13 protein-coding genes and 1 tRNA gene are annotated in these 23,832 nt (G+C 67.5%); 3 read left to right on the top strand and 11 right to left on the bottom strand.

The annotated features are described in order from the left end of the window. The first annotated feature begins 103 nt into the window (after positions 1-103). Positions 104-2,110 carry an ABC transporter ATP-binding protein gene (locus CH42_RS00535; RefSeq protein WP_053351268.1) on the top strand — a complete coding sequence of 669 codons (2,007 nt, stop codon included), beginning with the start codon at positions 104-106 and terminating at the stop codon, positions 2,108-2,110. Between the two features lie 70 nt (positions 2,111-2,180). Here the strand turns inward: CH42_RS00535 and CH42_RS00530 are convergent, their stop codons facing one another. The 3 genes from CH42_RS00530 to CH42_RS00520 all read right to left on the bottom strand — a co-directional run bounded on the left by CH42_RS00530 (position 2,181) and on the right by CH42_RS00520 (position 5,675). Further along, positions 2,181-2,828 (bottom strand): hypothetical protein, encoded by a 648-nt coding sequence (locus CH42_RS00530; RefSeq protein WP_053351267.1) that lies wholly within the window; start codon positions 2,826-2,828, stop codon positions 2,181-2,183. Continuing rightward, on the bottom strand, positions 2,825-4,474 hold the full coding sequence (locus CH42_RS16155) for a polysaccharide deacetylase family protein (RefSeq protein ID WP_053351266.1): 1,650 nt from the start codon (positions 4,472-4,474) through the stop codon (positions 2,825-2,827). The genes CH42_RS00530 and CH42_RS16155 overlap by 4 nt, the downstream gene beginning before the upstream one ends. A gap of 61 nt (positions 4,475-4,535) precedes the next feature. Next, positions 4,536-5,675, bottom strand: coding sequence for an acyltransferase family protein (locus CH42_RS00520; protein ID WP_053351265.1), 1,140 nt, complete (start codon positions 5,673-5,675; stop codon positions 4,536-4,538). Between the two features lie 42 nt (positions 5,676-5,717). On the opposite strand from CH42_RS00520, the gene CH42_RS00515 reads away from it, so the two are divergent. After that, positions 5,718-6,326, top strand: coding sequence for an SOS response-associated peptidase family protein (locus tag CH42_RS00515; protein ID WP_053351264.1), 609 nt, complete (start codon positions 5,718-5,720; stop codon positions 6,324-6,326). Between the two features lie 32 nt (positions 6,327-6,358). Here CH42_RS00515 and CH42_RS00510 read toward each other — a convergent pair whose 3' ends face one another. From CH42_RS00510 to CH42_RS00480, 7 genes are all read right to left on the bottom strand, one after another. Beyond that, positions 6,359-6,685 (bottom strand): DUF7882 family protein, encoded by a 327-nt coding sequence (locus CH42_RS00510; protein ID WP_053351263.1) that lies wholly within the window; start codon positions 6,683-6,685, stop codon positions 6,359-6,361. Between the two features lie 73 nt (positions 6,686-6,758). Beyond that, positions 6,759-6,986: a hypothetical protein gene (locus CH42_RS00505; RefSeq protein ID WP_053351262.1), complete on the bottom strand. Its 228-nt coding sequence runs from the start codon at positions 6,984-6,986 to the stop codon at positions 6,759-6,761. Between the two features lie 9 nt (positions 6,987-6,995). Beyond that, positions 6,996-7,328: a DUF7882 family protein gene (locus CH42_RS00500; protein ID WP_053351261.1), complete on the bottom strand. Its 333-nt coding sequence runs from the start codon at positions 7,326-7,328 to the stop codon at positions 6,996-6,998. Between the two features lie 358 nt (positions 7,329-7,686). Further along, positions 7,687-7,758, bottom strand: a tRNA-Thr gene (locus CH42_RS00495). A 96-nt stretch (positions 7,759-7,854) separates the two neighbouring features. Further along, complete coding sequence (locus CH42_RS00490) at positions 7,855-9,420, bottom strand: alpha/beta hydrolase (protein ID WP_053351260.1); 1,566 nt, start codon at positions 9,418-9,420, stop codon at positions 7,855-7,857. Continuing rightward, the gene (locus CH42_RS00485) at positions 9,417-10,571 is read right to left on the bottom strand and encodes a DNA polymerase III subunit delta' (RefSeq protein ID WP_075205165.1); all 1,155 of its coding nucleotides are present in this window, start codon (positions 10,569-10,571) and stop codon (positions 9,417-9,419) included. Before CH42_RS00485 ends, CH42_RS00490 begins: the two co-directional genes overlap by 4 nt. A 293-nt stretch (positions 10,572-10,864) precedes the next feature. Then, positions 10,865-11,509 carry a YigZ family protein gene (locus tag CH42_RS00480; protein ID WP_053351259.1) on the bottom strand — a complete coding sequence of 215 codons (645 nt, stop codon included), beginning with the start codon at positions 11,507-11,509 and terminating at the stop codon, positions 10,865-10,867. A 51-nt stretch (positions 11,510-11,560) separates the two neighbouring features. Here CH42_RS00480 and CH42_RS00475 point away from each other — a divergent pair, with 51 nt between their 5' ends. Beyond that, positions 11,561-11,941, top strand: a complete 381-nt coding sequence (locus tag CH42_RS00475) for an RNA-binding S4 domain-containing protein (RefSeq protein WP_053351258.1) — start codon at positions 11,561-11,563, stop codon at positions 11,939-11,941. On the opposite strand, the gene CH42_RS00470 is transcribed toward CH42_RS00475, so the two are convergent. Continuing rightward, positions 11,938-23,787 carry an isopeptide-forming domain-containing fimbrial protein gene (locus CH42_RS00470; protein WP_162231047.1) on the bottom strand — a complete coding sequence of 3,950 codons (11,850 nt, stop codon included), beginning with the start codon at positions 23,785-23,787 and terminating at the stop codon, positions 11,938-11,940. The genes CH42_RS00475 and CH42_RS00470 overlap by 4 nt on opposite strands. Between the last annotated feature and the right edge of the window lie 45 nt (positions 23,788-23,832).

Genomic DNA, 23,832 nt, shown 5'->3' with positions numbered 1-23,832 from the left:
TTGGGGGCGGGCAGTGAGGGCGGTTGGGAGCGGTCGGTGGGACAGCTGGGGGCGGCGGAGCAGCACGGCGGATCACCCAGCCCCGAGCGCGTAGGCTGGGCGGGTGACCGGGTCAGCAGCACCAGCAGCTTCTTCTTCAGCCGACAGCACTTCGGGCGGCGGCCCCGGGCCCCGCACGCGCGGCCGACGCGGGGGCGCTGACGCGACGGACCAGACGCCCCGCGGCCCGCGCGCGTCAATCCGCCAGCTGATCCCGTACCTCTTCGAGCAGCGCCGCCTGCTCGTCATCGCTCTCGTACTCGGCCTCGTCGCCGCGGTCGCGTCGCTCGTGCAGCCGCCAATGCTCGGCCAGATCATCACGCGGGTGCAAGAAGGTCTGCCGCTCGGCGGCTTCCTGGCGGCACTCACGGCGATCGTGGTCGTCGGCGCCGTGCTCAGCGGCCTGCAGCATTACGTGCTGCAGCGCATGGGCGAGGGTGTGGTGCTCACCAGCCGCAAGCGCCTCATCGCGAAGATTCTGCACCTGCCGATCTCGCAGTTCGACCGCCGCCGCACGGGCGACCTCGTCTCGCGCGTCGGCAGCGACACGACGCTGCTGCGCGCCGTACTCACCCAGGGGCTCGTCGAGGCGATCAGCGGCCTCCTCATCTTCGTGGGTGCGCTCGTCGGGATGCTCGTGATCGATCCGGCACTGTTCGGGATCACCTTCAGCGTCATCGCCGTCGCGCTCGTCGTGGTGGTCGCCGTGTCGTCGCGCATTCGCCCGGCCGTGGCTCGGGCGCAAGAGAAGGTGGGCGACCTCGCCGCGCAGGTGGATCGTTCCATCTCGTCGATCCGCACCATTCGGGCCGCCGGCGCGGCCGACCGCGAGCAGGCGGCGACCGAGCGCGACGCGACCGAGGCGTACGTGCTCGGCGTGAAGGTCGCCCGCATCTCGGCGTTCATCGTGCCGGTGTCGTTCCTCGCGCTGCAGCTGTCATTCCTGGTGGTGCTCGGGCTCGGCGGCTACCGCGTCGCCACCGGTGCCATCACCATCGCGCAGCTCGTGACCTTCATCATCTTCCTATTCTTGATGGTCACCCCGCTCGGCCAGGCGTTCGGCGCGATCGCCGCGATCAACCAGGCGCTCGGCGCGCTGGGCCGCATCCAAGAGATCGCGGGCCTTGAGACCGAGACCGAGCACGACGCCGAGCGATCCCCCGCCGGCCGCCTCGTGCCCCTCGATGAGGCATGCGACGACACCGCCCCCGCCATCGAGCTGCGCGACGTGCACTTCACGTATCGCTCCGCCGCCCCTGAGCGCGCCGACGCCCGCGAGCTCGTGCGAGGCGGCCGCGGTTCGCGTCGCGACGCCGAAGCCGCGCCCGCCGACCTCATCGAGACCGACGTGCTGCGCGGCGTGAGCTTCACCGTGCCTCGCGGGTCGCGGGTTGCGCTCGTCGGGCCGTCGGGCGCGGGCAAGTCGACGATCTTGGGCCTCGTGGAACGGTTCTACGATCCCGAATCGGGCGTCGTCGCTCTGCACGGTGCCGACATCCGGTCGCTCGACCGCGCCGAGCTGCGCCGTCAGTTCGGCTACGTCGAGCAAGACGCGCCCGTGCTCGCGGGCACGCTGCGCGAGAACCTGCTGCTCGCCGCCCCCGACGCGACCGACGCCGCGTGCGAGCGGGTGCTGCGCGCGGTGAACCTTGGTGGGTTGCTGGATCGCGCCGGCTCCTGGCAGTCCGGCCCCGCGAGCAGCGGGCTCGCCGGGGCGCTCGACCTGCCCGTCGGCGAGAACGGCGTGATGCTGTCGGGCGGCGAGAAGCAGCGCCTGGCCATCGCGCGCGCACTGCTCACCGCTCCGCCGATCCTGCTGCTCGACGAGTCGACCGCGAGCCTCGACGGTGTGAACGAACGCCTCATGCGCGAGGCGCTCGACGCGGTGTCGACCGGCCGCACGCTCATCGTGATCGCGCACCGCCTCTCGACCGTGATCGACTCCGACAAAATCGTGGTGCTCGACGAAGGCCGCGTGATCGGCGAGGGCACCCACGAGCAACTGGTCGAAAACACACCGCTGTACCGCGAGCTCGCACAGCACCAGCTGCTGGTGCCCGAAGACGACTGAGCGCCGGTCACGGGCGGCGGATCGGGCGGCGGTTCCGGCCCGGGCGGCGGTGGCGCGCGGCGCGCTGCGCTCAGTCTGCGAGCGCGACGCTCTCGAGCAGCTCGCTCAGCGCGGGACGGTACCCGTCGATATCCGCGCCGTTCGTTCGGGCGAGCACCCCGACGGTCTGGCCCGGCTCAGCCTCGTCGCTCGGCATCAGCATCGCGAAGACGACGGTGTCGCCGTCGAAGTGCGTGAGGCGAAGGCCCGAGGCGAGTTGCTCGCTGCGTCGGTGGTCATCGCCGAGGTCGGCCTGTTCCTCCGACCCGCGCGCCGCCCCGAACTCGGCACGGACCGCGCCGGGCGTCGTCTCCGCGGTTTCGAGCAGTTCCACCGCCAGCACCCCGTCGGGCGACGTGAGCACGACGCCGGTTTGCGCACCGAACACGACCGACCAGTCGAGCAGCGGCGGCAGCGGCGGCCACGAGATGAGTTCGCGCACGAGTGGCCGCACCACCCACCCCTCGGGTGCGATCAGCGCGGCGTCGCCTCCGAGATCGATCGATTCCGATCCGTCTGCGACGCGCTCCTGCAGGTGTGCGACGTGCGCCGGGGCGAGCGTGGCTCCGTAGCCGACGAGCACGACGACGAACGCGAGGGCTGAGAGCAGCAGCGCGCGGGGCCAGCGTCGCGCGCGACGCGGCTCGGGTGTTGCCTGCGTCGTCGGCGCGGCGCTCATCGTCCGAACACCTTGCCGTTCGGCAGCGAACCGCCGAACATCGTGCTCACCGTCACCGGGGTCAGCCCCCGATCGCGCAGACCGCGCATCACCGGCCCGACCGCCTCGACGCTGTCTCCGTGCGTGTCATGGAAGAGGATGATGTCTCCGGGCTTCGCCACATCGGCCGACCGGGCGACGAGCTCGTCGACCCCCGGGTCCTTCCAGTCGAGCGTATCGATCGTCCAGAGCACCGCGGGTTGCTGCACCGCGCGCAGCACTGCGTCGTTCACCGCACCGTAGGGCGGGCGGTACGTACGCACGGGAGCCCCCACGAGGTCGCTCAGAATGCGTTCGGCATCGAGCACTTCGGCACGCGCGGCGCGGGGCTTCAGCGTGGTCAGGTCGGTGTGGGTCATCGTGTGGCTGCCGATCTCGAAGCCGGTGGCGGCAGCGGCGCGCACGAGATCCGGCTGCTGCTGCGCTGCTGGTCCGAGCATGTAGAACGTGGCCGGTGCGCGCTCGGCGCGCAGACTGTCGAGCAGCTGCTGGGTGTGCGACGACGGGCCGTCGTCATAGGTGACGGCGACGCAGGCGACGAGCGCGCAGTCGACCGGAAGATCGGCTCGCCACTCGGGCAGGCCCGAGAACGGGGTGCCGCGCCTGGCGAACAACGACTCCGCGGTATCGCTATCCCACTCGTCGAGCACCTCGGCGTCGATGGTCACCGGAATGGGCTCGGTCGCGGGTTCGACGCCCAATTGTTCGAGTTCGGGTGAGGTGAGGCCTGCAGGCATCACGAAGGTCGCCCCGCCTTCGGGGGTGTACCCCGCAGTCTCGAGCGCACGCTGTGCGAGCTCGAGCTGCGCGGCGTCGGGTTCGGCGAGCGGCGCGGCGCTCAGCGCCCCGGCGTCACGGCGCAGGGACTCCGCGACACGCGTCCAGAGATCGGCCGCCGCTGCCGGCTCCCACAGTGCCGCGCTCTCGGTGAGCGTGTCGGTGGCGACATCGATGAAGAAGGTGCGCGTACGGTCGGCGGTCACATCGGTCGGCGTGCCCACGACCGTGCGAAACGAGACCCCGACCACGGAGTAGAACGCCGAGGTGATTTCACAGACGACGGCGCTGCCCGTGCCGCCCGCGGGGCCGGTGCGCTCGTCGGAGAGCACCTGCGCGGCAGGCCACGTGAGCGCACCGGCGATGCAGCCGCGATCTCCCAGGCCCGCGGAGGCCGGAAACACCTCGGGAACGTAGGTGGCGCCGGTGCTCGAAATTGCCTCGGTGAGCAACCCGCGCACCCGGGCGTTGAAGGCCGCTGCACCGGCGATCTCGATGTATCGCGCCTGCAGGTGGATGCCGTCGTTGCGGATGCGCCCCGATGTCGCCCCCGGCCCGACGGTGTCTTGCAGGGAGAGCGCGCTCTCCGTCGCGACGGGAGCCGTATCAGTCGATGCTGCGGTGGCGGCGGTCGTCTCGATCGTCACCGCACCCGTTGCGCGATCCTGCCACTGCGGCGGCTGCCACGCATGATCGACGGGAATCGACGCGCAACCGACCAGCGTCGCGGTCCCCGCGGCCAGCAGGGCCACGAGCACACCCCGGCGAGCTCGGAGGCGCTGTCGCCACAGCGACATCCCCGACTGCGACGCAGATCGTGCCTGCACCATGCCAGATCCCTCTCGCTCAGGTCATCCATAGCTGATGCTGAGCCTACCGGTTCTGTGCCGGTCAGTCCCCCTTGATTCTGCCGTTCTGGCGCTCGCCCTCGTCGCGCCGCTTCAGCATCCAATCGATGTTCGGAGTCAGCACCCACGAGAACAGGCGTTCGACCGGGGCGAGTGCGAGCAGCGCTGCCAGGGCGATCGACATGACGATGAGGATCGCGATACCGGCCTCCCCGAGCGAGCCGATGGCATCGATCACGCCGAGTTGCCGCAGCCCCCAGACAGCTGGGCCGTGCAGCAGGTACACCGACAGGGTGCGCGCACCCCACGCCGTGGTCAATCGCTTGCGCCGGGAGGTCACTCCGAGCAGCGCGAACGTCATGGCTGCCGCGAGCGCCAGGAGGCCGGCGGCGACGGCGATGCCTCCGAGCGTCGTCTCGATCCACAGGTGCGGTTCCCAGTCACCGATGGGGGCGTTCTCGAATTTCCAGGCGTACCCGTCGCGCCACGTCAACCAATCGTCGACACCCCAGAACGATTGCAGCCCCGGGATCAGGGCGAGTGCGGCCGCCACGGCTCCGAGCAGCGCCCACGACGCCGCGCGCACCCATCGTGCGGGCCTGGCAAACCAGTCTCCGTCGAGCCATCCGCGCTCTCGGGCGAGCCACCCGGCGACGAAGAACGGAAGAAACGTGAGCGTGCGCGCGGCCGAGAAGTCGGAGTTGATGACCGGAATCGCACCGCCCACGAGCGCGAGACCGATCGACCACAGCAGCGGATGACGCAGTTGCGAGATGTAGGGCAAAATGATGCGCATCGTCACCAGTGTGACCAAGAACCACAGCGTCCACGACGGCGAGACGAGGAACGAATCACCCGGCGCGCTGTCCCAGGCCACGAAGTCGATGGCCGCCCAGATCGCCTCCCACATGATCCAGAGCACCACCAGCTGCACGGTCGATCGCACCGTCTTCGCCGACGCGTTTGCACGCGAGAAGTAGCCGCTCAGCAGAATCATCGCGGGCATGTGGAAGAGGTAGATGTAGGTGTAGATGCCGTAGGCGAGCGGGGTGTCGCCCCGCACCGTCGAGATCATGTGGCCGATGACCACCAGGACGATCAGCGAGAACCGCGCGTTGTCCCAGAAGGCGACGCGAGGCTGCTTTCCGGGTTTCGTCGGGAGAACTGCCGTCGAAGCACTCATAACTTCTAGGCTAAGCGACGTCTTGAGGCGTAGCCTGACTACATGTGCGCGTCGTATGGACTCAGCGGGTCGCTTCCCCTCGATCTCGATCCGCTGAGCGAGCCCGAGAACGCTGCGCTGATCGATGCCTGGATCGAGCAGCGGTCGACGGGCGCGAAGATCACCGGCAAGAACGCCCGCAATCTCAACCCCGTGATTCGCGCCGATGCCGTCGGCGAGCGCTCCGTGCAGCTCGCCTGGTGGTGGCTCTGGCTCGACGCGAGTGGGCCCGTGAAATTCTCCGCGTTCAATTCGCGTGACGACAAGCTGCTGCGCTCATGGAAGCGCCCGTTTCAGCACCGGGCGATCCTGCCCGCCACCTGGTACGTGGAGAAGCAGGGCCGCTTCCGGCTGCCCGGCGATGAGGCCTTCGGCATCGCCGCACTGACCTCGACCGTCGCTCTCGACGACGGCTCCGAGCTCATCTCGTACTCGATGGTCACTCGCGACGCCGTTGGTGAAGCCGCCGAGGTGTGGCCGCGCATGCCGCTCGTGCTGCCGCGCGATTTCCATGACGATTGGCTCGACCCGGATCGCCCAGGAGATGCCGCGCTGGTCGCCGAGTCGCAGCTCGCCTCCGAAGAGATCTCACGCGAACTCACGGCGCAGTAGCGCCTCCGCGTTCACGGTCTCACGCACCGCGCCTAGATCAAGTCGGGCGCACGCTTCGCGTACTTCTCCGCTTCCTCTTCGCTGACGACGACCAGACCGCGCTGCGTGTGTGAGAGCGCGGCGAGCGCGCGGATCCACACGGGATTCAGTTCGATCCGATCTCCGCCGAGCCGAAAGGCCACGGTGACGTGCGGCGACAGCCACACCGACACTCGGCCGCTTCCCTCATCCGCGGTCTTCGTCCAGCTCAGGAAGAACCCTTCCTGCTTGAGCAGTTTCTGACCGATCACGGTCTTCAGGTGCGCGAGCAGCCGATCTTCGAACGCATACTCGTGATTGCCGTGTATCAAGTACCCCATACGGCTCAGACTGGCAGTGGAGAAAGTTCTGACCAGTGGTTGACTGAGGATACTGTTACTGGTATGTCTTTCGTCAGGCCGCAGCGAATAATTGGTCTGCGTATCGCAGCGGCCGTTCGTTCGCCGAGTCGAACTCGGGAAGCCGGGGCTGAATGAGCTCATCGAAAGATGGCTCATCGGCACCGTACGGGTTCTCGAAATCACCGCTCGCGAATGGGTGGTTCTGGAGCTCATAATCCCACGCAGCGCGCAAACGTTCACGGAGTTTCCGAACGTCAGGGTTTTCGACGATATTACTCATGGCCTTCTCCTACGCCGCCAGAACGGGGTTACGCTTTGCCCATTTCAGGGCGTCCATCTCAGTGAGCACAACGAGCCCGCGCGAGCTGTGCGAGATCGCGAGGAGTGCTCGGAGCCAGTCTTGGTTGAGTTCTGGCTGTTTCCCGCCCGAGAAGCGGAACGCAATCGGTGAGTGCTCTGAGATCCAGAGCTCGTAGCGGCCGCTCCCCTTCGCGATGGGAAGTGACCAACTCAGGAAGAACGGTTCTCTCCGGCTGAGCTTTTGGCCGATCACCACTTTGAGGTGGGCCAATGTGCGGTCTTCGAACTCGTATTCACGGTTTCCGTGTGTGATGTACCCCATGCCGAAAAGTATGACACAAGTTGTGCAATTCAGGAAACAATTCACTGCTTGGGTTAATTATTGTGTCTTCCATAATCTTGAGAACCATGGCAGGATCTTTTATCGTCCAGCCTCGATCGTCCTTGTGTACCCCATACACCGTCGAGGCTCGGGACGCGTCGATTCGCACAGATGAGACACCCTGCCCCCTCGTTTCCACACCCGGGCGAGGGGGCAGCTCATGTCCGGAGTCCAGCTCACCCGTAGACCTGACCCAGGAGACGCGACTCGCTGGCCCCTTTCGGGAACTGTCGGTGATGCGGCCACGAAACGAAAAGGCCGCCCACCCAATCGGGCGGACGGCCTTTGTTTCCAACGGAGCCGACTCCGGGATTTGAACCCGGGACCTGTTCTTTACGAGGGAACTGCTCTACCCCTGAGCTAAGTCGGCGCGGTGCGAAATCTCTCTCGCACACGAGAAATCACTTTAGCACGATGTGGGGCACTGTTTGCACATCGACGACGCGCTCGCCCACGTCGTCACCGGTTAGCGGCACTGCGGATCCGCGCTCGGCGTCGCACCGGTGAGGAAGTAGTCGTCAATCACCCCGTTGATGCAGGAGTTATTGCCGTAAGCCGTGTGCCCCTCGCCATTGAACGTGACGAGCACTCCACTGTCGAGCTGATCTGCCAGCGACTCCGCCCAGCGATAGGGCGTTGCCGGGTCACCCGTCGTGCCGACGACCAGAATCGGGTCGGCACCCGCCGCCTCGACAGATCCGCGTTCCGCTGCCGGCGCTTCGGGCCACGAGGCGCAGAAGAGGTCACCGTACCCCTGGTATCGCCCGATGGTCGGTGCGATCTCGTTCAACTCCGCCGCTTCTGCGCGCATCACCGCGGGGTCGGTGTTGCCCGCGGGGTAGTCAAGGCAGTTGATCGCCGAGAACGCCTCGGTCGAATTCGTGAGATATTCGCCGTTCTCGCGATCGTAGTAGAAATCTGCGAGCGACAGCCCGATGTCGGCGTTGCCCTCGGCGACTGACGAGAACAGCTGGTCGAGGTATCCCCAGTTGCTCTGCGAATAGAGTGGGGTGATGATAGCGGTGATCATCGTGGACACCGAGAATTCGCGACCGTCTGACCCCCGCAGCGGGGCGGCTTCAACGCGATCGAGGAGCGCACTGATCTGCGCCATGCCGATGTCGACCGGACCATTGAGCGGGCAGTCGTCGCGCGTCAGGCAATCCGTCGCGTACGCGCGCAGCGCCTGCTCGAAGCCCCGCGTCTGCTCGCGCACGACGTCACCGATACTGGTAGACGGATCCATTGCCCCGTCGAGCACGAGCCTGCCGACGTGTTCGGGGTAGGCATCCGCGTACCGTGCACCGATGTACGTGCCATAGGAATAGCCGAGGTAGTTGAGCTTCGGGTCGCCCGCGATGGCGCGGAGCATGTCGAGGTCTTGCACCGTTTCTGCGGTGCTCACATGCCCCAGCAGGTCACCGGTGCGCTGCAGGCAGGCCTGGCCGAATTCGGTGCTCATCTGCTTCGATGCCGCGATCCACTCGTCGCTGCCGACCTCGATATCGGCTGTACCCTCATCACCGAAGAGATAGTCGTCCATGCCCGCGGCGTCGAGACACGTTACGGGGCTCGATTGGCCGACTCCGCGCGGATCCCAGGCGATCACGTCGTACTGTTGCTGCACGTCGTTCTGCACTGCGCCGCCGACACCGCCCGACAGGTACTCGACGCCCGATGCACCCGGCCCGCCGGGGTTCACGAAGAGCGAACCGAGCGCCGAACCGCCGAGCGCCGGCTGCTTCACCAGGCTGAGCGTGATGGTCTCACCGGCCGGATCGGCCCAGTCGAGCGGCGCGTTGACGACGGCGCACTGCAACCCGTTCTGGCACGCCACCCATTCGGGTTGCTGCGCGCCGAACCCGGCGACCGTGCGCTCAGGAATTGACGGAAGTTGGGGTGTGCGCTGCAGCGCGCCCTGAATCAGGGCACTGATCGGCGCACAGCCGCTGAGCGCCAGCGCGGCCGCAGCAGTCAAGGCCACCGCAGCGAGCGCCCGGCCGGCGCGCCCCTGGCGTCGTCGCGCGCTCATCGCGCACCCTCGAGCGTGCGCGAATCTGCCGTGCTCTGCAGCGCAAACAGAGCCTCGAGCACCAGACCCGGTGTGATGCCGCGCTTCAGCCGATCGCGCGCCGCCTCGACGGCCGCGACCACCGAGAGCGAGCGCTCTGCGCCCCAGCGGGCCGCGAGTTCGCGGATCGCTGCCTCATGCTCGCGGTTCACGAGTTCTGGCTCGGCGTCGAGCGCGACCAGCAGTACATCGCGGAACAGCGAGAGCAAGTCGGTCAGAATACGGTCGATCCCGTCGCGCAGACTGCGCGTGGCGCGCCGCTTCTGGTCTTCCTCGAGGGCCCGGATCTGCGACCGCATCTGCGGAGGAATCGCCGCCCCCGGCGCCAGGCCGAGGCCGCGCATCGCCTCCTCGCGCTCACGCGCGTCGAGCTCCTCGGTGATCGCCGCCGCGTCGGCCTCGGCCACTTTGACCAGTGCAGCGGCGGCGCGCATGGCGTCTCCGAGCGTCTGGATGCCGAGTGCGATCTCGATCGTGCGCTCGCGGCGCTGCATCGCATCGGGATCGCTCGCGAGTCGGCGCGCCATGCCGATGTGGCTCTGCGCGAGCCGCGCCGCGCGCTCCGCCGCCTCAGCGTTGATGCCGTCGCGCTCATGCAGCAGACGCGCAATGTCGGTCGGGCTCGGCGTGACCAGGCGTAGCGAGCGCGCTCGAGACCGGATCGTGGGGAGCAGATCGGCCTCGCTCGGTGCACACAGCACCCAGATGGTGCGCTCGGGCGGCTCTTCCAGTGCTTTCAGCAGCACATTCGACGTGCGCTCGGGCATGCGGTCGGCATCTTCGATCACGATCACCCGGTAGCGCCCCTCGGCGGGCGAGTAGTGCGCCGTCGTGACGATTTCGCGAGCCGCCTTGATATCGATGAGCAGCTTCTGCGTGGTGAGCACGCCGAGATCGGGGTGCGTTCGCGCGCGCACCTGCTCGAACACGGAATCGCGGTCGTGGCCGCGCGCAATGAGCGCGGCGGCGAACCGGAAGGCCAGATTCGACCGACCTGACCCCGGCGGGCCAGTGATGAGCCAGGCGTGCGCCGGAACCGCGTCGGGTGCCGATGCCGCGTCGAGCATGCGCACAGCATCGGGCTGACCCACGATTTCTGCCCAGTAGTCCACCCCGAAAGCGTATCGCGCCCCTCCGACAACGCGAGGTCGAAGTCCCGACGCACAGATTCCTGGACTCAGTCTCGCCAGCGGGTGAATCCTCGGGTGAATCCGAGGTGAATCACACCCACGGTCGGCACACGACGCATAAGCTCTTCAGTGGTTGAAGATTCGTTCCCCCGAGTTCAAACCATCTCCCGCAACGGTACTTCCCCTACCACGCGGGAGGCATGCCCCCGGACCTGTCCCCCAGGCTACCGGGGGCTTTTTCGTGCCCGAGACGTGCAACAGGCGCGCGCCCTCGACTACCGCGCAGCGCCGACCGGGCGTTCCAGGTCGACGTACTCGGCGGCACCCGTCTCGAGTTCGGCCGAACCGGCACTCACCTCGGCGGCGAGTGCGGCGAGCCTAGACACCTCGTCTTCAGCGAGCGCGAAGCGCTGCGCCACGCGATCGGTGTACTCGGCCGAGCCGATCCCGTACCCGCGACGACGCGCCTCGGCCTCGATCTGCGGCGCGATGTCGTAGGCGCAGTGCACGGTGACGGATCGTCGCAGCCCGCGCGGCTGACGTCGCGCCCGCTGCGTGGCGCTCGCGACGCTCGAGCGATACGCGCGGGTCAGGCCACCTGCCCCCAGCAGCACACCGCCGAAGTAGCGAGTGACGACAGCGACGACGTCACTGAGCCCCGCCGAAACCAGCGCATCGAGCATGGGAGCGCCCGCCGTACCGCTGGGCTCACCGTCGTCGTTCGAGCGCTGCACACGCCCGTCTGGCCCCAGCACGAACGCTGAGCAATGGTGGCGGGCGCGCGGATGCTCGGCGCGTACCCGGGCGATCACCTCGCGTGCTTCGGCCTCATCGGCGACGCGTTCGAGCCGCACCAGAAACCGGGAGCGCGAGATCTCCTGCTCGGCGTCCACGGCCGTGACGATCGTCTCGTACTCCATAGCCCCTCGATCTCATGCAGCGCCCCGACAGCGCCGACTACGATCGAGTCTATGGCGGGCGAGAGCGTACGGGTAGACACCTGGGTCTGGGGCGTGCGCCTCGCAAAGACCCGCAGCCAGGCGACGACGGCGTGCCGCGCCGGCCACGTCCGTGTCAACGGTGTGACCGCGAAGGCCGCCCAGCCGGTGCGCATCGGCGACGAGGTGCGCGTGCGTCAGCACGGCTTCGACACGATCTACCGCGCGACCGGCCTGCCCGTGCGCCGGGGCAGCGCTGCCGAAGCGGCGAAGCACTTCGAAGATCTCACGCCGCCCCCGCCGCCTCGCGTCGAGCGGCCCGCCGAAATCATTCGGGATCGCGGCGCGGGCCGACCGACCAAGCGCGAACGGCGCGAGATCGATCGGCTCCGAGGCCGGGAGTCCGACGACTAGGCGGTCGTCACCTCAGCGGCGGCTCGACCACGACGGCGGCGAGCGAGCATCAGGGCGACCGCTCCACCGACCAGGAGGAGCAAGGCTGCCAGCGCAGCCAGGGGTGCCGCGTCGCCTCCCGTCGTCGCCAGCCCGTCAGCGGCGCGCACCTCGACGGTGGCGTCGTCGGTCAACCGAGCTCCATCGGTCTGCGTGGTCTGACTCGATACGGTGACCGTGTTCGTCACCGATGGGTAGGCCCCCTGATCCACGTGCACGAACAGCGTGAACTCCGCGCGCTCGCCCACCTGCAACCCGTGCTCGATCGTCCAGGCAACGCGCTGTCCGTCGACGGAGACCTCGGCAGACGGCGACGAAGCGAACCGCAGCCCATCGGGCAGTTGATCGATCACCGTGATCGGGCCGGGGTCCGCAGTGGGGCCCTGGTTCTCGACGGTGATGCGGTATTCGCCCGTTCCGCCGACCTGGAAGTCGCCCACCGCGGTCTTCTCAACCACGAGCGTCGCTACGGGGTCGATGACCACGGTCGCGTCGGCGACGTTGTTCGCCGGGTTCGCGTCGTCGTCCGAACGCACCGATGCGACATTCGTGACGCCCTGGGCTGAGAAGAGCGTGTCGTCCACGCGCACCTGCAGGTCGACCGCAATGGTGTCGTCCACGGCGAGGCTCGCCCCACCGTCGACCGGCGTCCACGTCAACCGCTCGGCGCCCGACACGGCTTCAATGCGCGGTTCAGTCGATTGCACGTCGCCAGACGCCACGGCAACCCGCGCGCTGCCAGGCACGTAGTGCAGGCCGGTCGGCAGCGCGTCCACGATGTCGATGGGGCCGCGAGAGACGCTCGGGCCCTCGTTGGAGACGAGCAGACGGTAGGCGATCGTGCCCCCAGCGTTCACGCGATCCTGATCGCTCGTCTTCACGATCGACAGGTCGGCGCTCGCCGACTGATCGCTCGAATCGACTGCCTCGGCTGGATCCACGGCGTTCTCAGCGGTCGCCTCAGCCGTATTTACCAGCGGCTGGGTGACGTCAAGGGCGGGATCCGTCGAGTACGTGACGACGAATGAGCGTGCGTGCTCCTGGCCGACCTGCTGGGTACCCGAGAGCTCGAACGTGTCCCACGCCGCGTTCGTCGCGCCCGTCTCATCCGCCCCACCCGCGGTGCGTGACCACTCTCCGGTCTCGCTGACGAATGACTGGTAGGTCAGCCCGGCCGGCACACGGTCAACGACCCGCACGGCACGGGCATCGGCCGGCCCCTCGTTCAGCGCGGTGAAGCGATACGAGACCTCCGTGCCGGGAACTACTCGATCGGTCTCCGCGGCTCCGATCCAGACCCCGTTCTGCTGCACGACGCGGTGCTTTGCGAGCGAGATTGCGGTCGCGTCGCCGGGCGAGGTGATCTGCACCCCGTTCTGGTTGTTCTCGGTGTTCGGGTCGGGGGTGCCGCCCGCGTCGACCGCGGCCGTATTCGTGATCGTGCCACTGGTCCACGCCGGATCGACGACCGCCGTCAACTCGATATCCGGCGTCGCTCCCACAAGGATCGACGCACCGAGATACGTCCACGTCACCGTGTCACCTGCGGTCGCGGCGCTCCAGCCTCCGTCGTTCGACACCGTCGCGTGCCACAAGTCGTTCGACGGATCCGAAGCGAGTGCACGAATTCCTGCGGGCAACGTGTCGGTCACGGTGATGGGCGTCGCGTCAGAGCTCACCGAGATCGACGGTCCGAGATTACGGGGTTCGATGACCCAGGTCACCGTCTTGCCCGCCGAAATGTCGTCGACTGACGTCTGCACGCGCTTGGTGAGTGCGAGATCGGCTGATCCGTCAACGTCCACGGCATCGGTATCGATGTCGTTCAACGGGTTGTGGTCGTCAGGGCCGGCAACGGTCGCCGTATTCACCGCCGACGTGCTCTGCTCGTAGGAAGCATCGATCAGCGCGTCGAAACGCACGACGATCTGTGCCCCAGGCGCGAGGGTCGCATCAGCGGTCGTGTTCACCCAGGTGAGTCCGCGTCCGTCGACGACGGGTGCGAATGGCACCGGTTCGGAGTCGTCGATCGAGATCGTCGACGAGTCTGCGACGTAGCTCAGGCCTTCAGGCAACACGTCGCTGATGTCGATCGAGGGGCTCGAGACGCTCGGACCGTGATTCTCGACGACCAGCTCGTACGTCACCGTCTCGCCCGCGATCGCGGCCCCCGCTTCGGGCACGACGTGCGTCTTCGTGATCTCGAGATCAGCGCTGCGCGTCGACGCGATGTGATCGTCGTCGCGTGCACGACCCGGATCGCCGTCGCCGACGACCCAGTTGGTCGCCGTCGCCTCCACGGAGTTGGTGAACGAATCGCCGTTCGGCATGGCCGGGTCGGTGCGATAGGTGACCACGAACGATCGCGCCGCGTCCGCGCCCACCTGCTGCGAGCCGCTCAGCGAGAACGTATCCCAGTCGGGTCGGGTGCCGGCGCTGCTGGTGCCGCCCGCCGTGTGCGCCCAGTCACTCACGCCCTCGGACTCGTGGGAGCGGTAGCTCAGCCCCTCGGGCACTTCATCCACGACGCTCACGTCGCGGGCGTCCGCGGGCCCGTCATTCACGACGGTGACGCGGTAGCTCACATCATCGCCGGGCTGGAAGACGGGCACGGGATCCTGATCGACGGCGGTCACCCACGCATCGTCGACGCGCACGACGCGCGTCTTATCGACGCGCAGCGACGTGTCGTCACCGGGAGCGACCGTCACCTGATCGACGTTGTTCGGCTGATCGGGGTCGACCGTCTTTCCGGCCACGATATCGACCGAGTTGGTGATGTCGCCGCTGGTCCAGCCCGCGTCGATGTCGCCCGCAATGCGAATATCGAATCGGGTGAGCGTGGGGTCGGCGAGTGCATCGGTGCCGACCGGGAACTCCGAGACGCTCGGGTCCAGTGTCCAGGTCACGACATCTCCGGCGCGCGCCGGGAACGTCGAGGGGGCACCGGCTCGCGTCACGGTGGCGGTCCAGAGTTCGGTCGACGGATCGGCGACACCGTGAATGCCCGCAGGCAGACGGTCGATGAGCGTGATCGGGTCGGCCGACGAGTTCAGCGATACCGATGGGCCGGCGTTGCGCGGCGCGATGATCCACGTCAGCGGCTTACCGGCGGTCACCGCCTCGTCGAGGATGGTGTTCTCGACCGACTTGCGCACCTGCAGGTCGGCGAGCGGCACGACCGTCACCTGATCATCGTCTTCCGCAGCGCGCGGATCGTCGGTGTCGGGTACGACCTGAGCCGAGTTCGTCACCTCATCGGCAGTGCCGATCTCCACCGTGACGGTTGCCGTCAGGCGCGCAGTCGGCACAGCTTCACCGGGCAGCACGGTACGCGCGTACGCGGCCACAACGGTCGTGGAGCCGTCTGCGTGCTCCGTCGCCGAGTCAAACGCCCAACCGTCGCCCGACAGCGTGCCATCGACATAGCTGAGACCGGCGGGCAGCGTGTCCGTCAGCGTCACACCGTAGACCGCCGACGGGCCCTCGTTGGTCGCGTCGAACACGAAGGTGACTTCGTCGCCGATGCGGTACGCGTCGCTTTCCGTGGCAACGTGCGATTTCTCGAATCCGAGTTCCGCAGTGCGTACGAGCGCGATGTCGGCCGAGGCCTCGTTCGAATGGGGGTCGTCCACGGGCTCCGCTGTGGCCGAAGCCACCACGGCAGTATTCGTGATCGTGCCCGAGAGTGTCGAGGCGAGCTGCGCCTCGAACTCGATGACCGGAGCCACGCCGCGGTCTGGGTCGCCAGCGGTGTCGGCTGCGAGGCCCGATGCGAGTGTGAACGTGACGATCTGCGGGGTGGCGGGGTCTGCCTCCGTCGCCGAGACCTGCCACTCGCCAGCCTGCGTGAGCGACGCGGGCACCGTCACGCCCAGTGGCAGCGTGTCGGTCACGACGACCGGCCCCGCGGCGTCACTCGCGCCGTAGTTGTGAGCCTGCAACCGGAACCAGACCGAGGTGCCGGCCACCCCGGTACCCGGGTCGACGGTCTTGCCGCCGGCCCCGTCGATGACCATCTTTTCGAGACCGAGATCTGCCTCGGCGCGCACCGTGATCGCTGCCTCGTCGTCGGAATGCGAGCCCGCGGTGTCGCTCCAGGTCACCGTTGCGGTGTTCACCAGCTCGGTGCCGTCGAGCACGGTCGGTGCGATCGCCGCCGTCACGGTGACGACCGTGGGCGATCCGACCGCGAGCAGACCATTGGCATCGGTGTATTCGCACTGGGCGCTCTGCGACCCGGCGTTCGATGCGCTGCAATCCCAGCCATCGCCGGAGATCGATACGAGCGACATGCCCGACGGCAGCGCATCGGCGACCATCGCCGGAGCGGCCGAGGGCCCATCGTTCGTGACGGTGAGCTCGTACTGCATCTCGCCACCGGCGATGCCGGTCTCGGCAGCTGCGCGCTTCTCGATGCGCATCGTGGCCTCACGCACGATATCGACGGTATCGGTGGCGACGTCATTGCCCGGGTCGGTGTCGTCGTCGCTCTGCACGCTCGCCGTATTCACGAGCGACTGCGCACCGAGCGTCGGGTCGGCGGTCACCGAGAAGGTGATAATCGCGGTCCCCGAGTTCGGCAGATCGGCGTTCGAGGTGAGGTTCCTCCACGACAACGTCTGGCCCTCCACAGTGGGTTCGAATGCCGTCGTCGCGCCGCCGAAGGCGAGTTGCGCGCCACCGGCATAGCTCAGACCCACGGGCAGCTCGTCGACCACGTCGATCTCGGCCGAGGCGTCGCTCGGCCCCTCGTTCGTCACGGTGAGCACATAGGTGAACGTGGAACCGGCTGCCGCCGCAGTCGCACCGTCGGGGAGCACGTGCGACTTCGCGATCGAGAGATCGGCGTTGCGCTCGGCGTCGCTGACGCTGCTCGCATCGGGGTCGTTCGTCGAGTTATCGGCGTGCGCCGTCACGGTATTCGTGATCTGCGCGCCGTTGATCGATGTCGACGCCGTGTCGTACGTCACGACGAAGCCGACCGTCGTGCCGGGCGCCTGGGTGCCGTTGAGCGTGAAGGTGTCGGCGCTCGAGTCGTGCGCGTCGGTCCAGGCGGTCTCGTCGAGCCCTTCGTGGCTCGCGTAGGTCAGGCCCGCAGGCCGCTGATCGACGGCGTGCACGTTGCGAGCGTCGGCCGGGCCGTGGTTCGCGATGCGCACCAGGTAGCTCACGGGAGAGCCGGGCACGTAGGGCTCGCTCTCGGTGGCCGGGCGCCAGTCGCCGTCATCATTCACGACTCGCGTCTTGGTCACGGCGAGCGTGGTGCTGTCGTCGGGGGTGACGCTGACCTCCGCGCTGTTATTCGCGGTTGCGTTCGCGGGCTCGGGCGTCGCGCCCGGGTGCACGGTCGCGACGTTCACGAGCTCACCGGTGTGCGCGGTGAGGATCGTTCCCGTCAGCGTCACCTGCGAGGATGCGCCGAGGGGCAGCGTCGCTCCGGTGTAGGTCCAGGTGAGCTCGGTGCCCGGATCGACCCCACCCTCCGGCAGCGGACTGCCATCGGCGAGCGAGACAGTCCAGTCGCTCGTGCTCGTCGCGGTCACTCCCGTCACGCCCTCGGGCACCGTGTCCGTGATCGTGATCGGTGCGCCGGTCGTCGCGGCGGAGACCGACGGCCCATTGTTACGCACCGTGATGCCCCAGGTCACCGGGGAGCCGACGACAACGGTCGACGAATTCACCGTCTTGGCGATGGCGAGATCGGCCACGGGCGTGAGCTCTCGGCTCGCGTCATCCGTGTTGTTGCCGAGGTTCGACGGGTTCTCGTACGTGCGGCCCGTGACGGTCGCCGTGTTCGCGAGCTGATCCACCGTCGCGGTCGCAGTCGCAGCAATGTCCACATTCGCGGTCAGCACGATCCGATCGGCCGATCCGGTTTTGAGGAACGTCGAGCGTGTTCCCACCGTCAGCTTTCCCGCGCCGTCGGTCGCGACCGCCAACGGGGTACCGACCACGTCAGTACTTCCGGAGTAGTACCGAGCGGTGAACGCGCCCGTCGTGACACCGACCGGTTGTGTCACCGTATCGGAGATCACGAAGGGGCCGTAGCCGTCACTCGTGCCAGCATTCTTCACCGTGATGCGCCACTGCGGCTGCGCGTACGCGGTCGAGGCACTCGCGCCCGGGATCCACGCTCCAGCTTCTGCATCGAACTGCGCAGCTCCACTCTCGGTGACGCCACCGATCGCATCCTTCTCAAGCAGCAGGTCGGCTTCGCCGATTCGCGCGTCTGCGGACTTCGGATCGCCGGCGTAGGTTGCCGTCTGGTTCCGGGTCTCGCCGCGGCGGTCGGTCACGCTGGCGCTGACCGTGTTGGTGTGCGCACGCGCGGTGCCGGGGTCGGAAATCGCCTCGGGGTCCTTCGGAATCGCCGTGTAGTGGATTTCGATCTTCGCGCCCGGAGCCAGCACTGCAGCGGGCGCACCGCTCACCGCATCGGCGCCGAACGTCCACTCGATGGTGCCGGTAGCGCCGGCCGACGGCTGCGTCGCGGCAGTCGCTCCGGTCACGCTGATCACCCGGTCGAACTCCCAGTTCTTCGGCAGCGCGTCCGAGAGCGTGATGCGCTGGGCACCGCCGTTGCCCGTGTTCGTCGCGGTGACCACCCATTCGAAGGGCTCACCGGCATACGCGTTCGCGGGGCTCGCCGCGGCCGCCTTGGTGAGCGCGATCTTCGGGAACTTCGGCGTGACATTCGCCTGCGCCTGAGACGTCGACGTGAAGCGTTCGGCCTCGGGGGTCGTGTACGAGAAGTACTCCGAGATCTTCGCCGTGTTCTGCTGCGCTGAGGCCGTCAACTGCGCTGATGCGGCGAGCGTTGCCTGGTACCCCAGCGTCGAGGTCGCGCCCGGCTGCAGCGGGCCGGCAATCGTCCACGTGATCGTGCGCCCGTCGACCTGCACGGCCCCCGCCGGCGCGGCAACTCCATCGAGCGTGAATGACGACGCGTCGAGCACGATGCCGGCCGGCAGCTGGTCGGTGAACGTCGCGTTGTACGCCGCACTGCTCGAGGCGCTGTTCGCGTTCGTGGCGCGGACCCGGTACTCGAGGCGTTGATCCACATCCGCATTCACGGATGTCGCATACGAACCAGTTGTTCCTGCGATGCGCACACCCTTCGTGAGGCCCAGGGTCGGTCGCAGAATGCTGACGTTCGCGTCATCGTCGAGGTTCTGCAGAATGGCGTTTTGCGCGGTGCTCGCCTTCCAACGGAAATTCGCCGTGTTCGCGACCGCATTGCTCGCGACCATGTCCTTCGTGACGACGACGTTGTAGCGCAGCACGATGAAGCGCGTGCTCGCATTGCTCGCGATCGTGCCACCATTTGCGGTGTAGGTCCACGAGCGCGAGTCCGCCCCGGTGGTCTGCAACGACCAGTTAGCCGTGTCGTCGGTCGAGGTATTGCCCGACTCGATCGAGACCTGGACGCCGGTGATCGGCTGGCTGGTTTTCAAACCCGAGTCATCGATGCGCACGCTGTAGTAATTAATACTGGGCTTCAGCTCGACGCGCACTTCGTACTCCGCCGTGGTACCCACGGGTGCGCTGATGCTCTCCGAGAACGCGGTCGAACCCGCAGAGCGCACGCGCTTGGTCACGCCTGCGGTGTCGGTCTTGATCGTTGCGGTGGTCTGCGCCGAGAGGTCGCCACTGCGCTCCGCATCGGGCTGGATCGCGGCAGGCAGCGTCGCTCCCGCAACTGCGGCGGTATTGACGTATTCCTGACCGGCACCGGCAGCGGGATCGATGGTGGCCTGATAGGTCAATTCGACTGCGGGTCGCACCTCGGCGAGCGCGGGGATCTGCGCGTGCGTCCAGGTGATCCGCCCGCCATCTCCGGCGAGTGCCCCGGCCGCAACAGAGACCGCGTCGTCAGCGATCGGGTCCCCGTTGACGCGGAACGACCCCGCGACCACGTGCAGCCCCTCGGGAACGTCGTCGCGCACCACGTTGTCGTAGCTCTTCGGCGACGACGCCCCGGTTCCCACCACAATCTTGTAGGTGACCAGAGCGTCCGCGGCCACCGGCCCCGTCGCATCAGACGTCTTCGTCACCGAGAGCGCGGGAGTGACAGAGTCGACGGTGGCGTTGGCAGCGTGCGTGATCTGCGCTCCACCGTTCGGGTTGTCGGTGGCAAACGTGGCACGGTTGGTGAGCTGACCGGGGTTCGTCTGACCGACCCAGTACGTCGCCTGTACTCGGAACGTCTGGTCGGCGTTCGTCGCGTTCGTGTAGCTCGCCGGGAATGCGAGTGTGGCACGCGCGTCATCATCGCAGGTGAATCCGGCGAGCGTTCCGCTGCCGCAGGAATCCGCGGTCTCGCTCGTATTGCCGGGGCCGAAGAAGCGCGCGCTTCCGGCCCGGTAGTGCGTATCAACGTTCTGGCCCGACGTGTTGGTGAGCACGCCGCGGTCCGAAAGAGTCGCGTTCGCCACGGTCGTCTTCGCCGGAATCGTCACCGCGTATTCAAAGGTCGCGTACTCGCCCTGCACGATCGCCCCAGCACCGTTATTCGCGTCGGTCGGCGTGGTGCCGCTGCCGGCGATCTCGGTCGAGACGAGTTTCTTCGCGACCGAGACATCGGGCAGGTGCACCTCTGCGGAATCGAAGGTGTCGGTGTCATCGAAACCGATCTCACCGGCGTTCGTATCCGGCGCGCGATCGGTGAGCTGCTGCCCGCCGCCCTCGCGCTGCGGCACGACCGTTGTCGCACCTTCCGTGCCCGGGTTCGGGATCTCGTAGCTGACGATGCCCGCCGTATTCTCGAAGCTCTGCGTGATCTGCGCGGCGTCCCCGCCATCGGCGGATCCGGCAGGCACGGTGAGCGTATAGCCCACGGTGAACCCGCGAGTGACCCCCGGCGTCGAGCCCGCGGCAGCAGTCGATCCGGCGATGTCCTTCGAGATCTTCCAGACGATGACGGATCGCCCGGCGTAGGCCGCGCTCAACTGCGGCGAGCCGGCCGGGCTGTCGGTCGCGAGGGCAGTGAAGTCGCCCGAAGCGAGCGGCGTCTCGCCAGTGCCGGAGCTCGCCGCAGCACCGTCGTAGGTCGCGGCGGTGAACGCCGAAACGTCAGCGGCGCGCACGCCCTTCGGCAGCACGTCCCAGATCACGTAATCGTCGGTGGTGTTCTGCGGTGCGGTCACATCGATGCGATACGTCACTGCATCGCCCTGGCGCACGATCTCGCCGGCGGCGGGCCCCTCCTGTCCGAAGGTGCGCGATGCGCCATCGCCGATCGACTTCACGTTCTTCTGCAGCGTCGCGCCCCAGTCGAGAGTGACGGTCGCGTCGTCGCGCAAGAAGGTGAGGTCACCATCGACATTCACCTGCTGGTACTTGGCATGGTTCGCGGGGCTGTCGACGTCGTCGGCCGATGCAGACTGCTGCTGCACCACGCCTTCGAGGTAGACCGTCACCGTGCTATCGAGCGGCATGAAACGGTAGTCGCCGCGACGCTCGCCGAGCTCCCAGCTGAGGCTGCTGCCAGACACCGTCGGCTCGGGAATATACGCGGTGGGGAATCCCGGCGCCGAACGATCGACGGGGGTCTCGGCATCAGCGACGCCCGTGATACCGGAGTATGCATATGTCGCCCCGACGAACGCGACGCCCTCGGGCAGGTAATCATCGAGTACCGGGTTGCGCGTATCGATGCCCTCTGCGAACGGCACCTGAATGCGGTACCAGACGTGGTCGCCGGGCGAAAACGGGGTCTGCGCGGCCGCACTCCAATTCACCGGCTGCGCGTTTGCGATCGTCTTGCCGCGATCGAGCACCTCTTTCACGAGCTGCGAGAAGTTTGACGAGATGGTGGCGCTCGAGTCGTCGAGCGGATAGCGCTCGCCGCCCACCTTCGCCGGCAGCCCTGGCGTCGCCTCAATATCGGCGGTTGACGTCGTGGTTCCGGTGATCGACACCCGGTTCGTCAGCCGGTCACCCGAACTCGTGCTGCCCTTGCTCCCGGTGTAGTTCGGGCGCTGCATCAGGGTGTAGCGCACCTCGGCGTGGTCGTTCGCCGTCATCTCTGCGACCGCGAAAACGACCGTGAATGCGCCGGTGCTCGCGTTGAAGTCGATCGACTCAACCGTCGCGTCGCTGACGTTCGCCCCGGTCTCGGTATTGGGGTAGTTGCACGCTGAACCGGGCGTGACAATCTGGCTCCACTCGGCCGCATCGGTGTAGGGCGCTGTCGTGCCGTTCGTCGTGACGCTGAGCTTGGGCTGCGTCTGCTGCGCCGGGAAGGCGGGGCAGAGACCGTTCGGAATGACATCGGTGAGACGGATGTCATCGGCGTCGACGTACTCGCTCGTGCGCACGTTCAACGTGTATTCGGCGAGCGCACCCGTCTTGAAGGCGTCCTCCTGCACGCTCTTGATCACGTGCAGATCGACGGCATCAACTGATTCGGTATCCGAGTCGCTGGTCGTGCGCAGGGCGTCATTGTCGTCGAGCACCGGGCCGGTGAAGGCTCCCGAGGCCGTCGCGGCGTTCACCAAAGCCTGCGCATTGGCGGGCGCCGAGGCGCTCTCCGAGCCGTGTCGCGTCGAGGGCCCGGTGTTGTTGTCGAGGTTCGCCCCCTGCAGACCGGATTCGGCGGCGGGCGCAGTTCCCTGCCAGAGTGCGTTCTCGAACAGCGGCACAGCGGCGTAGTACTTCAACTCGCTCACGCCGGCCGTCGCCGCCGCCGTCGGCAGCACCTGCGCGCTGCCGCCCGACAGCGCCCCGAGCACCCAGGTGACCTTGGTGTAGACGCCCGCGCCGGCGAGGCCGAGCTGGGCCGCCTCGGCTGCCCCGAGCTGCACGGTCTCGACGCGCGATGCCTCGGGCGAAGCCAGTTGTGGCTGAGCGCCCATGCGCATCGGCTGCCCGTCCACGAGGTACTCGCCTGTGCCGGGCGCGGAGTTGTCGCCGCCTGCGGTACCGAGAAACTCGAGCCCTGCAGGCAGGTAGTCGACGACGGTCACGTCTTCGGTCGGCGCCTGACCGGTGTTCTCGATCTTGATCGTGTACACCGTGGGGTGCGAGTGCACACCGCGCAGCAGTTCGTCTTCGGGGCTGGGCTCCGACTTGCTCACGCGAATCGCTCGCACGTCGGGCTGAGTGAACCCGGCATCGGTGCCGGGCTTCGAGGAGTGCGTCGCGGTGACTGCCTTGCTCGTCGATCCGTCGAACGTGGGCAAACGCGAAGGATCGTTGCTCGTGTAGGCGGTCGCATCAAAGTTGATCGTGCTGCCGACCGGGTAGGTCCCGGTATCGGGGCGCACCGTGACGTCGAGCGGCACGGTGCCGCCCTCGGGCAGATCATTGATGTTCGACCACACCCACAGCTGCTGCCCCTCCGGCACCGCGCAACGGTTGGCCTTGCCGGGAGGTGTCAGCGTCGAGGCGGGAATGAGTCCGCTCGCCGCGCAGCTCTCGGCCGTCGCCGGCGCGGTGCGCGTCTCGTTCGGCACTTCCTCAAGGGCCCGGTAGATTTTCGTGGGCGCCGCAGTGCCACTCACGTACGACACGGAAAGCGGCAGTAGCGCCGACACCCCCAGGTTGAACTGCTTGCCGCCGCCTCCGTTCGCCGGGTTCGACACATTGACACGGAAGCTGGCGTCTTCTCCCGCGAGAATGAAGCCCTTGCCGCCGGTGCCGGTGCTCTGCACCTCGACCGTCGGAGCCCACTCTGCCGCAGCCGCCTGATTCGCACCGACCCCGACGGCGACGAGCGATCCCGCAACCACCGCCCCGGTAACGAGCCCCGCGATCAGCGACGCCATTCGATTGCGCTTCGGTGCGACTGCAGCTTCCACCATGATGCGTTCTGTACTCCCTCGCGCGCACGTCTGCGCGCCTGGTCG

It is taken from the genome of Leucobacter musarum subsp. musarum (assembly GCF_001273845.1).
GTDB lineage: Bacteria > Actinomycetota > Actinomycetes > Actinomycetales > Microbacteriaceae > Leucobacter > Leucobacter musarum.
Note: the sequence above shows the minus strand (reverse complement) of the source record. Positions and strands in the feature narration are given on the sequence as shown.